Consider the following 11,517-nt stretch of genomic DNA (forward strand, 5'->3'; position numbering starts at 1 on the left):
GCCAGTTGCCGCTCGCTGATCGGTTTGGTCAGGTAGTCGTCCATGCCGCTTTGCAGCAGCGCGCGTTTTTCGTTGGCCATGGCGTGGGCAGTGAGGGCGACGATCGGCAGCGGCGTGCAATGCCGCTCGCTTTCCCACTGGCGAATGGTTTCAGTGGTCTGGCGACCGTCCATGCCCGGCATCTGCACGTCCATCAGCACCAGGTCGAAAGATTCGCTCTGCACGGCTTTGACGGCCGCGTAACCGCTTTCGACGGCGAGCACTCGAGCGCCCATGTCTTCGAGCAGGGTCTGCACCAGCAACAGATTGGCCGGGTTGTCGTCGACACACAGCACGCGCGGCGCACGGCTGGACAGCGGCTCGCCCGGTTCGCTGCGGGTCTGGCGCGGATTGACCAGATCGGACAACGCTCGGCGCAGCTTGCGGGTACACGCCGGTTTGGCTTGGAGCTGGCTGTGCGGGTTGGGCACCGACAGATGAAACAGCGTCTGTTCGGTGGTCGGGCACAGCACCAGCACTTTGCAGCCCAGATGTTCAAGGTCCCAGATGTGCTGGTTCAAGCGTTCCGGGAGCATGTCGTTGCTGGTGATGCCGATCACCGCCAGATCGATCGCCTGATCGGTCTGATGCGCGCCGGTAACGCCATTGCTCAGGCTTTCCAGGGTATTGAACGGCGTAACTTGCAGTCCGCAGTCTTCCAGCTGATGTTGCAAGGCCTGACGCGCCAGTTCGTGATTTTCCAGCACCGCCACGCGGCGTCCGAGCAATGGCGCGGCCGGCAGGTCTTCGGCGTCGTCGCGAGTCTTGGGCAGGCTCAGGCTGATCCAGAATTCCGAGCCCTCGCCCGGGGTGCTGTCGACGCCGATCTCGCCGCCCATCTGTTCGATCAGACGCTTGGAAATTACCAGCCCCAGCCCGGTACCGCCGGGTTGGCGCGACAGCGAATTGTCGGCCTGACTGAAAGCCTGGAACAGCGCGCGGACATCCTGATTCGACAGGCCGATGCCGGTGTCCTGAATGCTGATGCGCAGTTGCACGCTGTCTTCGTGTTCGTCTTCGAGCATCGCCCGGGCGACGATGGTGCCTTCGCGGGTGAACTTGATCGCGTTGCTGACCAGATTGGTGAGGATCTGCTTCAGGCGCAGCGGATCGCCGACCAGCGACAGCGGCGTGTCGCGATAGACCAGACTGACCAGCTCAAGCTGCTTGGCGTGCGCGGCCGGGGCGAGAATGGTCAGGGTGTCTTGCAGCAGGTCGCGCAGGTTGAACGGAATGTGATCGAGCACCAGTTTGCCGGCCTCGATCTTCGAGAAGTCGAGAATCTCGTTGATGATTCCCAACAGGCTGTCGGCAGACTTTTCGATGGTGCCCAGATAGTCGAGCTGGCGCGGGGTCAGTTCGCTTTTCTGCAACAGGTGAGTGAAGCCGAGAATGCCGTTCAGCGGCGTGCGGATCTCGTGGCTCATGTTGGCGAGGAATTCGGATTTGATCCGACTGGCTTCCAGCGCTTCTTTGCGCGCCAGGTCCAGTTCGATGTTCTGGATCTCGATGGTTTCCAGATTCTGCCGCACGTCTTCGGTGGCCTGATCGACGCTGTGCTGCAATTCTTCGCGAGCATTCTGCAGGGTGCCGGCCATGCGGTTGATGCCCGAGGCCAGTTCGTCCAGCTCCTGGCTGCCGAGGGGCGGCAAGCGGGTTTCCAGATGACCGTCCTTGAGCTGCGCAACTGCTTGTTTGATCTGGCTCAGCGGACGATTGATGGTGCGGCCCATGCGCAATGCGAGGAGGGCGGCGCCGGCAAGTCCGGCGGCGATCAGCAGCAGGCTGGCGAACAGGCTGCGATAGCCGCGCAGCAACATGCCGTTGTGCGACAGCTCCAGCTCGACCCAGCCGAGCAGGCGTTCGGATTCTTCGGGAATGATTTCACCGGCGAGGTTGCGGTGCTTGCCGAACACCGGCATCAGGTAGCGCGTTGCGTCATTGCCGCTGCGTCGTTGCAGCAGCGCGCTGTCGCCGCTTGGCGCCTGATTGAGCATGGTCGGGCCGGCGTGGGCCAGTGGCGAGCGGTCCGCCGCGAGGAAGGTCACCGCGCGCACGTCGGGTTGTTCAAGGGACTGGGTGGCGATGCGTTCAAGCAGATCGGCGTCGCCGTGGCCCATCGCCGGCGCCACCAGCGGCGCCAGTTGCTCGGCGATCATTTCGCCGCGCTGCATCAATTGGCTGTGCAGGTCGGTCTGCTGCGTCCAGGTGAAATAGCCACCCAGCACCAGCGCCATCAGGCTGGTCGGCAACAAGGTCAGCAACAGCACGCGACCTTTGATTCCCAGTTTCTTGAGCACGCCTATCTCCCGCATCCCGCTGATCTGTTGACACATGCGTGCATCCGGCACGCGACATGGGCGCAGTGTAGCGATTTGCAGGCGGGCAATCTTGCGGAAAATGCAGCGCCGCCCACGCACTCGTTCGTCCGACAGGCCACGCTTGTGTTGCCCGCTGTCGGACAATCTTGAATAATCCGCCAACTGAGAATTAGTTGCAGATACTTATGACTCCCGTTTCCGTTGGCCAGCCACGCATCCTTTCCATTGAAGACGACCCGGTCCTCGGCGCGTATGTGCATGAGCATCTGGGCCGCAGCGGTTTTCAGGTGACCTGGTGCCAGAACGGCCAGGAAGGTCTGAACATCGCCCAGCGTCAGCCTTTCGATGTAGTGCTGATGGATATTCTGCTGCCGGGGCTCGATGGTCTGCAGTTGTTGACGCAATTGCGGCAGAGCCATTCGACGCCAGTGTTGCTGATGTCGGCGCTGGGTGCCGAGGCCGACCGCATCAGCGGTTTCCGCCTCGGTGCCGATGACTATCTGCCCAAGCCGTTCAGCATGGCCGAGTTGCATGTGCGCATCGAAGCGATCCTGCGCCGCGTGGCGCTGGATCGGCGCCCGCCTGCGGTTACCGCTGCGGTGGTCAGCGGCGCCCTGCGTTTCGATGACGAACAGTGCGACGTGTTTTTCCGCGAGCAAGCGGCCGGGCTGACCCGCAGCGAATTCCGTCTGCTGGAAACCCTGCACCGCAACAACGAGGAAGTGCTGAGCAAGGCCTTCCTTTATCAGCACGTCCTGCAACGCGGCTTTGCGGCGCACGACCGCAGCCTCGACATGCACATCAGCCAGATCCGCCGCAAACTCAAAGCCATCGGTTATACCGAGCGCGAAGTGCGCACGGTGTGGGGCAAGGGCTATGTCTTGAGCGGCGCCGATGAAACTGTCTGAACTGCCGGGGCGGCATTCGCTGTTCTGGAAACTGGCGTGCCTGCTGGTGGCGTTCTGTCTGCTGATGATCTGGCTGAGCTGGTCGTGGGGCCGCTACATGGAGGAGCGCAATCAGTTCCTCTCCAGTGACGCCCGCAGCACCCTCAGCCGTTACGCCGCGCAAGCCGAACAGGCGTGGCAGCGCGGCGGGCGCAGTGGCGTCGATGACTGGTTGCAAAGCATGGAATTGCGCGAGGCCAGTTGGGTCGGCGTGATCGGCGCTGATTTGCAGTCGCTGAGCAGCCAGCCGTTGAACGCGGTAGAGGTGCAGCACCTGACCTTTTTGCGCGGCCTCGACTGGCCGATCCACAAGAAGGGCCGACCTTGGCTGCGGGTGCCGTTCCCGGAGGATCCGGCCGCCGGCATTCTGGTCATCGAGTTGCCCGAGCGCTTTGTTCCGGGCAAGTACCGGGTGTTCTGGCGGGTGATCACTAACGGCGTGATTCCCGGGCTGTTCACCCTGTTGCTCTGTGTCGGCCTGTATCGCCTGCTGGTGGTGCCGCTGAACAACCTGCGCGAACAGGCCAACGCCTGGCGCGCCGACCAGTTGAATGTGCGCCTGTCGAGCGGCATCACCCAGCGCCCGGACGAACTCGGTGAGCTGGCGCGGGCCTTCGATTCCATGTCCGAGCGCCTGCAAACCACCGTCGCCTTGCAGCAGCAGTTATTGCGCGACTTGTCCCACGAACTGCGCACGCCGCTGAGCCGTCTGCGCGTGGCCAGCGAAAGCGAACAGGGCCTGGCGCAATTGCGCGAGCGCATCGGCCGCGAAGTCGACGGCATGCAGCGGCTGGTCGAAGACACCCTGCAACTGGCCTGGCTCGACACCGACCGCTCGCCGTTACCAAATGAAGCGATCCAGATTCAGGCACTGTGGGAAATGATCACCGACAACGCCTGTTATGAAAGCGGCTGGCCGAGCCTGCAATTGCAATGCTCGGTCGAAGCTTCGTGTTGGGTGCGCGGCAATCTCAATACCCTCGCGCAAGCGCTGGAAAACATCCTGCGCAATGCCATTCGTCACTCGCCCGAGGGCGGGATTGTGCGTCTCGATGCACGGCGTGATGGCGAGTATTGGCATTTGTGGCTGGAGGATCAGGGCGGCGGCGTGGCTGACGAAGATCTGCAGCGAATCTTTTCGCCGTTCATTCGATTGGACGGATCGAGACCCGGGGATGGTGGCTTTGGCCTGGGTTTGAGCATTGCGCGTAATGCGGTGCAGCGCCAGGGCGGGTTGCTCTGGGCGGAAAATACCGGGGCGGGGCTGCGGTTGAATTTGCGCTTGCTGGCGGATGATGGCGTCGCACCGACTGGCGCTATCGCTGGCAAGCCAGCTCCCACAGGGAGTTTCTGCCAAACACAAATCGTGTGAAGACTCGGTCTCTGTGGGAGCTGGCTTGCCAGCGATGAGGCCATCCGCATCGCTGCAGATGAAGTCTGGCGAACTTAAATGTCTCACCACTGGTTTGGACTGTTGTCCCTTATTCCCATAAACCATAAGCACCGCACTTTGCGTGATATGGCCTACGCGGGTTTGCCGGTATGATAGGCGCCCCCGCACGTCTGGATTGCGAATACGCCATGACCTTGCAGTACCCAACCATCGCCGATTGCGTCGGCAACACGCCGCTGGTGCGTTTGCAGCGCCTGCCCGGCGCCACCAGCAACACCCTTTTGCTCAAGCTCGAAGGGAACAACCCGGCGGGTTCGGTCAAGGACCGCCCGGCGTTGTCGATGATCACTCGCGCCGAGTTGCGCGGGCAGATCAATCCCGGCGATACGCTGATCGAGGCGACCTCCGGCAACACCGGCATCGCGCTGGCGATGGCCGCTGCGATCAAGGGTTACAAGATGATCCTGATCATGCCGGACAACTCCAGCGCCGAGCGTAAAGCGGCGATGACCGCTTACGGTGCCGAGCTGATCCTGGTGACTCAGGAAGAGGGCATGGAAGGCGCCCGCGATCTGGCCCAGCGTATGGAAGCCGAAGGCCGTGGCAAGGTGCTCGACCAGTTCGCCAATGGCGACAACCCGGAAGCGCACTACACCACCACCGGCCCGGAAATCTGGCGTCAGACCCAGGGCAGCATCACCCATTTCGTCAGTTCGATGGGCACCACCGGCACCATCATGGGCGTGTCGCGCTACCTCAAAGAGCAGAGCGACAGCGTGCAGATCGTCGGTCTGCAACCGATGGAAGGCTCGGCCATTCCCGGCATCCGCCGCTGGCCGCAGGAATACCTGCCGAAGATTTATCAGGCTCACCGCGTCGATCGCATCGTCGACATGGCGCAAAGCGAAGCCGAAGACGTTACCCGGCGCCTGGCCCGCGAAGAAGGCATCTTCTGCGGCGTGTCCTCGGGCGGTGCAGTGGCAGCGATGCTGCGCTTGTCCAGAGAAGTTGAAAACGCGGTGATCGTCGCGATCATCTGCGACCGTGGCGACCGTTACCTGTCGACCGGCATTTTCGACGCGCCGAACTGATGGCCAAACACGAGAGAGGCCTGCGCTTCCAGCCCACCGGCGGCAGCAAGGCGCCACAGATCCCGACCGGCAAAAAGCAGCGCTTGAGTATCGAGCGCCTGGCCAATGACGGTCGCGGTATCGCGTTTTTCGAAGGCAAAACCTGGTTCGTCCTCGGCGCCCTTGCCGGTGAAGAGGTCGAAGCACGGGTGCTCGGCGCCCACGGCAAAGTGGTCGAGGCGCGTACCGAACGGGTATTCACTGCCAGCGAATTGCGTCGTCCGGCAGCGTGCGCGCACTTCGGCCGTTGTGGCGGTTGCAGCGTTCAGCACTTGCCCCACGACGAACAACTCGCCCTGAAACAGCGCATGCTCGCCGAGCAATTGTCGCGGGTGGCCGGTGTCGAACCTGAAGAATGGGCGGCGCCGCTGACCGGCCCGGAATTCGGCTACCGTCGGCGCGCGCGGATCGCCGTGCGCTGGGACATGAAGGCAAAGAAACTCGAAGTAGGTTTCCGCGCCGCCGGCAGTCAGGACATCGTCGCGATCAGCGAATGCCCGGTGCTGGTACAGCCCTTGCAACCGATCATGACCCGCTTGCCGGAGATGCTCCGTCGTTTGAGCAAACCGCAAGCGTTGGGCCATGTCGAGTTGTTCAGCGGCTCATCACTGGCGGTATTGCTGCGGCACATGGCGCCGTTGTCCGAAGCGGATCTGAGCATCCTCAAGGATTTCTGCCGGTTTCATGAAGCGCAGTTGTGGTTGCATGGCGAAGGCGAACCGCAACCGGTCGAGGCCGGTCAGAGCCTCGGTTATCGCCTGGAGCAGTGGGATCTTGAGCTGGCGTACCGGCCGGGAGACTTTGTTCAGGTCAACGCGAGGGTCAACGAAGCGATGATCGCCCAAGCGCTGGACTGGCTGAAACCAGCGGCTGAAGAACGCGTGCTCGACCTGTTTTGCGGGTTGGGAAATTTTGCGTTACCGCTGGCCAAAAGCGTCCGTGAAGTGGTGGCGGTGGAGGGTGTGCAGACCATGGTCGAGCGTGCCGCTGCAAATGCCATCAGTAACAATTTGCATAACACAAAGTTTTTTCAAGCCGATTTATCCCAGCCTTTGACCGATGCCCAGTGGATCGGAAACGGCTTTTCTGCGGTACTCTTGGACCCACCGCGTGACGGTGCTTTCGAGGTGGTGCGCAAGCTCGCGACCCTGGGTGCCAAACGGTTGGTATATGTGTCGTGCAACCCGGCCACGCTGGCGCGCGACACGCAGGAATTGATCAAGCAGGGCTACCGGTTAAAACGTGCCGGGATTCTCGATATGTTTCCTCAGACGGCACATGTCGAGGCCATGGCGTTATTTGAAGCGAGCCAGGACGGCTCGTCTGAATCCGTCTGATCTGTCCGCGCAGCGCTCGCCTGAGCCCCGCGAGCGCGAACGGACACTGAGGATCAGCGATTTGACGCATTGAATCTGCGTCGTAGGGAAGGTAAAGCAGCATGGTACAGGTGAGAGCACACCAGCCGATCAACACTGACGGCAGTATCAATCTCGAGGCCTGGCTCGATCACGCGGTCAGTGTCGATCTGGCACTGGATCGCGAGGCCTTGAAAGAAGCCTGCGAGTTCGCTCGCGAGGCCGAACAGCAGTCCAATGCGAAGAAGAACCTGTGGGCCGAAGGCTCCGGCAGTTTCAGCACTGGCCTTGAGATCGCCGAGATCCTCGCCGACCTCAAGCTCGATCAGGATTCGCTGGTCGCCGCCGTTTTGTATCGCGGCGTGCGTGAAGGCCAGATAGAGCTGGCGGCCATCGGCCAGCGCTTCGGTCCGGTGGTGGCCAAGCTGATCGACGGCGTGCAGCGCATGGCGGCCATCAGCGCCAGCCTCAGCCCACGGCAATCGATGGTCATGGGCACGCAAGGGCAGGTCGAGAACCTGCGCAAAATGCTCGTGGCCATGGTCGATGACGTACGCGTTGCGCTGATCAAACTGGCCGAACGCACCTGCGCCATCCGTGCGGTGAAAACCGCCGACGATGAAAAGCGCAACCGCGTCGCTCGCGAAGTCTTCGACATCTATGCGCCGCTGGCCCATCGCCTCGGCATCGGTCACATCAAATGGGAACTGGAGGACTTGTCCTTCCGTTATCTGGAACCCGATCAATACAAGCAGATCGCCAAGTTGCTCCACGAGCGGCGGCTGGATCGCGAGCGTTTCATCAGCGACGTGATGACCCAGCTCAAGGACGAACTGCAGGCCACCGGCGTCGACGCCGACATCAGCGGCCGGGCCAAACACATCTACTCGATCTGGCGCAAAATGCAGCGCAAGGGGCTGGAATTCAGCCAGATCTACGACGTTCGCGCGGTGCGCGTGCTGGTGCCGGAAATGCGCGACTGCTACACCGCGCTCGGCATCGTCCACACTCTGTGGCGGCACATCCCGAAAGAATTCGACGACTACATCGCCAACCCTAAAGAGAACGGCTACCGCTCGCTGCATACGGCGGTGATCGGCCCGGAAGGCAAGGTCCTCGAGGTGCAGATCCGCACCCACTCCATGCACGAAGAAGCCGAACTCGGCGTCTGCGCGCACTGGCGCTACAAGGGCACCGACGTCAAATCCGGCTCGAACCATTACGAAGAGAAGATTTCCTGGCTGCGTCAGGTCCTCGAATGGCATGAAGAGCTGGGTGATATCGGCGGTCTGGCCGAACAGTTGCGCGTCGATATCGAGCCTGATCGGGTTTACATCTTCACTCCCGACGGTCACGCCATCGACTTGCCGAAAGGCGCGACGCCGCTGGATTTCGCCTATCGGGTACACACCGAAATCGGCCACAACTGCCGGGGCGCGAAGATCAACGGCCGCATCGTGCCGTTGAACTACAGCCTGCAGACCGGCGAGCAGGTCGAGATCATCACCAGCAAGCACGGCACGCCGAGCCGCGACTGGCTGAACCCGAACCTCGGTTACGTCACCACCTCGCGCGCGCGGGCGAAAATCGTTCACTGGTTCAAGCTGCAGGCTCGCGATCAGAACGTCGCGGCCGGTAAAACCCTGATCGAGCGCGAACTCAATCGCCTCGGCCTGCCGGCGGTGGATTTCGACAAGCTGGCCGAAAAGGCCAACATGAAAACCGCCGAAGACATGTTCGCCGCCCTCGGTGCCGGCGACTTGCGTCAGGCGCATCTGGTCAACCTCGCGCAGCAACTGGTTGAACCGGAGCGCGGCAACGAGCAACTGGAACTGATCCCGCGCAAGGCGACCGGTTACAAGCCGGGCAAGCGCGGCGATATCCAGATCCAGGGCGTCGGCAACCTGATGACGCAGATGGCCGGCTGCTGCCAGCCTCTGCCGGGCGATGCGATTGTCGGTTACATCACTCAGGGCCGTGGCGTGAGCATTCACCGCCAGGACTGCGCCTCGGTGCTGCAACTGGGCGGGCGCGAGCCGGAGCGGATCATCCAGGTCAGCTGGGGGCCGGTGCCGGTGCTCACCTATCCGGTGGACATCATCATCCGCGCCTACGACCGGTCCGGGCTGTTGCGTGACGTCTCGCAGGTGCTGCTCAACGAGCGCATCAACGTGCTGGCGGTCAACACCCGCTCGAACAAGGAAGACAACACTGCGCTGATGTCGCTGACCATCGAGATCCCCGGTCTGGATGCGCTCGGGCGGCTGCTGGGGCGGATTTCGCAATTGCCGAACATCATCGAAACGCGGCGTAACCGTACCCCGTGATGCAATTGATTGTTCCCTGTGGGAGCGAGCCTGCTCGCGAAGAGGGCGTGTCAGTCGACATCTTTGTTGCAGACACAGCGCTTTCGCGAGCAGGCTCGCTCCCACAATGGTTTTGTGGTGAGACAGAAAAATGATGTACAGCCTCGAAGACCTGCTCCACCTGATGTCCCGCCTGCGCGATCCGCAGTTCGGTTGCCCGTGGGACATCAAGCAAACCTACGCGACCATCGTCCCGCACACCCTCGAAGAAGCCTATGAAGTGGCCGATGCCATCGAACGTGGCGATCTCGACCATTTGCAGGGCGAGTTGGGTGATCTGTTGTTTCAGGTGGTGTATTACAGCCAGTTGGCCAAGGAAGAGGGGCGGTTCGAATTTGCCGGGGTGATCGACAGCATCACGCGCAAACTGATCCGCCGTCATCCGCATGTGTTCCCGACGGGCGACCTGTATGCGCCGCTCGACGTGCCGCGCTTGAGCGAAGAGCAGGTCAAGCAGCGCTGGGAAGAGATCAAGGCCGAAGAGCGCGCCGAGAAAGCCTCGGCGCCCGAGCAGTTGTCCTTGCTCGACGACGTGCCGGCCACCTTGCCGGGACTGTCGCGCTCAGCCAAGTTGCAGAAGCGCGCCGGGCAGGTCGGTTTCGACTGGCCGGACGCTTTGCCGGTGCTCGACAAGGTGCGCGAAGAGCTCGATGAAGTGCTCGAAGCCATGTCGGAAAACGATCCGGTGGCGGTGGCCGACGAGATCGGCGATCTGCTGTTTTCCGTGGTCAATCTGGCCCGGCATCTGAAGGTCGATCCGGAAACAGCCCTGCGCGGCGCCAATGGCAAGTTTGAAAGACGTTTCCGTTTTATCGAACAGGCATTGCGCGACACCCACCGTCCCATGGAAGATTGCACCCTCGAAGAGTTGGACGCCCTGTGGGGCGAAGCCAAACGCCAGGAAAAGAATGAGCCCAGCTGCGGCTGAGCCGTTGCCCAAGTGAGTAAGCATTGATGAGCCTTTCCCTTCGCGACCAGTTGCTCAAAGCAGGCCTGGTCAACCAAAAGCAGGCCAAGCAGGTCAGCAAAGACAAGCAGAAGCAACAACGCCTGGCCCACAAAGGCCAGGCCGAGCTGGACGATTCGCAGCAGCGCGCCGCCCAGGAAGCCATGGCCGAGAAGGTCAAGCGCGACCAGGAGCTGAACCGTCAGCAGCAGGAGAAGGCCGAGGCCAAGGCCCGCGCCGCGCAGGTCAAGCAGTTGATCGAAGTCTCGCGTCTGCCCAAGCTGACCACCGAGGACTACTACAACTTCGTCGACGACAAGAAGGTCAAGCGCATCTCGGTCAACACGCTGATGCGCAACAAGCTCAGCAGCGGTTCGCTGGCGATCGTGCACCACAACGGCGGCTATGAAGTGATTCCCCGTGAAGCGGCGCTGAAGATCCAGGAGCGCGACCCGCAGCGCATCGTCCAGCTCAACGTGCAGACCGAAGAGGTCAACGCCGAGGACGATCCGTACGCGGCGTACCAGATCCCTGACGATCTGATGTGGTAAATCCAAGGCTGTAACAACGACGAACCCCGCTCATGGCGGGGTTTGTCGTTTTCAAATGCTGTGTTGTTTCAGGCGGACTTCAGTTCTCGTTGCTGTTCCTGCACTTCCAGTTCAGCCTTGTAGTTGTGGGCATCGATCTCGTTGTGGAACATGCCGACCAGCAAGTCTTGTTGATGCACATCCCAGATACGGATGCCGGCGGCCAGGCCTTCGTGGGACATGTGTGAATCGTCGCGTTCAGTTACTTTTACAGTCATCTGCTAGCTCCAGATCTCAAGTTACTGCACCAAGGCGTGTGCAGGACTCTGTTATAGGATTTGTTAGTCAGCTAAGTAAACTGTCGATTGGCGCAAGGTGTTGTTGCGGATTTCGCAACAAAGCTGGAGGCCGCGTAAACCGCGACATTCGGTCGCAGGGTAGTAAGTTTCATGACAGAAGTTTCATCTCCAGAACACTCTGGATCCCTGTC

At 61.4% G+C, this 11,517-nt stretch carries 9 protein-coding genes; 7 read left to right on the top strand and 2 right to left on the bottom strand.

Annotated features, from left to right (window positions below):
• Positions 1-2,339: response regulator (locus D8U70_RS26860; RefSeq protein ID WP_130930148.1), on the bottom strand; the 2,339-nt coding region annotated here is incomplete at its 3' end.
• Between the two features lie 206 nt (positions 2,340-2,545).
• Here D8U70_RS26860 and D8U70_RS26865 point away from each other — a divergent pair.
• The 7 genes from D8U70_RS26865 (at position 2,546) to D8U70_RS26895 (ending at position 11,048) form a co-directional block, all read left to right on the top strand.
• Positions 2,546-3,268 carry a response regulator transcription factor gene (locus D8U70_RS26865; protein ID WP_076563844.1) on the top strand — a complete coding sequence of 241 codons (723 nt, stop codon included), beginning with the start codon at positions 2,546-2,548 and terminating at the stop codon, positions 3,266-3,268.
• The gene (locus D8U70_RS26870) at positions 3,255-4,679 is read left to right on the top strand and encodes a sensor histidine kinase (protein ID WP_130930140.1); all 1,425 of its coding nucleotides are present in this window, start codon (positions 3,255-3,257) and stop codon (positions 4,677-4,679) included. Before D8U70_RS26865 ends, D8U70_RS26870 begins: the two co-directional genes overlap by 14 nt.
• A gap of 209 nt (positions 4,680-4,888) precedes the next feature.
• A complete protein-coding gene (gene cysM, locus D8U70_RS26875; RefSeq protein WP_177434007.1) occupies positions 4,889-5,791 on the top strand; it encodes a cysteine synthase CysM in 903 nt (300 codons plus the stop codon).
• A complete protein-coding gene (rlmD, locus tag D8U70_RS26880; protein WP_130930142.1) occupies positions 5,791-7,167 on the top strand; it encodes a 23S rRNA (uracil(1939)-C(5))-methyltransferase RlmD in 1,377 nt (458 codons plus the stop codon). Before cysM ends, rlmD begins: the two co-directional genes overlap by 1 nt.
• Before the next feature lie 101 nt (positions 7,168-7,268).
• Positions 7,269-9,512, top strand: coding sequence for a GTP diphosphokinase (gene relA, locus D8U70_RS26885; RefSeq protein WP_041479585.1), 2,244 nt, complete (start codon positions 7,269-7,271; stop codon positions 9,510-9,512).
• Positions 9,513-9,645: 133 nt separating this feature from the next.
• A complete protein-coding gene (gene mazG / locus D8U70_RS26890) occupies positions 9,646-10,479 on the top strand; it encodes a nucleoside triphosphate pyrophosphohydrolase (protein WP_130930143.1) in 834 nt (277 codons plus the stop codon).
• Between the two features lie 26 nt (positions 10,480-10,505).
• Entirely contained in the window at positions 10,506-11,048 is a 543-nt protein-coding gene (locus D8U70_RS26895; protein WP_016773645.1) for a DUF2058 domain-containing protein, read from the top strand.
• Between the two features lie 68 nt (positions 11,049-11,116).
• Here D8U70_RS26895 and D8U70_RS26900 read toward each other — a convergent pair whose 3' ends face one another.
• The gene (locus D8U70_RS26900; protein WP_016773646.1) at positions 11,117-11,305 is read right to left on the bottom strand and encodes a hypothetical protein; all 189 of its coding nucleotides are present in this window, start codon (positions 11,303-11,305) and stop codon (positions 11,117-11,119) included.
• Positions 11,306-11,517: the final 212 nt, after the last annotated feature.

The sequence above is a fragment of the Pseudomonas sp. Sample_20 genome, assembly GCF_004307585.1.
Classification (GTDB): Bacteria; Pseudomonadota; Gammaproteobacteria; order Pseudomonadales; family Pseudomonadaceae; genus Aquipseudomonas; species Aquipseudomonas atacamensis.

What these genes read in the sequence shown, in the direction of transcription:
- D8U70_RS26865 (WP_076563844.1), top strand. Translation starts at nt 2,546, where the DNA reads ATGACTCCCGTTTCCGTTGGCCAGCCACGCATCCTTTCCATTGAAGAC.
- D8U70_RS26870 (WP_130930140.1), top strand. Translation starts at nt 3,255, where the DNA reads ATGAAACTGTCTGAACTGCCGGGGCGGCATTCGCTGTTCTGGAAACTG.
- cysM (WP_177434007.1), top strand. Translation starts at nt 4,889, where the DNA reads ATGACCTTGCAGTACCCAACCATCGCCGATTGCGTCGGCAACACGCCG.
- rlmD (WP_130930142.1), top strand. Translation starts at nt 5,791, where the DNA reads ATGGCCAAACACGAGAGAGGCCTGCGCTTCCAGCCCACCGGCGGCAGC.
- relA (WP_041479585.1), top strand. Translation starts at nt 7,269, where the DNA reads ATGGTACAGGTGAGAGCACACCAGCCGATCAACACTGACGGCAGTATC.
- mazG (WP_130930143.1), top strand. Translation starts at nt 9,646, where the DNA reads ATGTACAGCCTCGAAGACCTGCTCCACCTGATGTCCCGCCTGCGCGAT.
- D8U70_RS26895 (WP_016773645.1), top strand. Translation starts at nt 10,506, where the DNA reads ATGAGCCTTTCCCTTCGCGACCAGTTGCTCAAAGCAGGCCTGGTCAAC.
- D8U70_RS26900 (WP_016773646.1), bottom strand. Translation starts at nt 11,305, where the DNA reads ATGACTGTAAAAGTAACTGAACGCGACGATTCACACATGTCCCACGAA.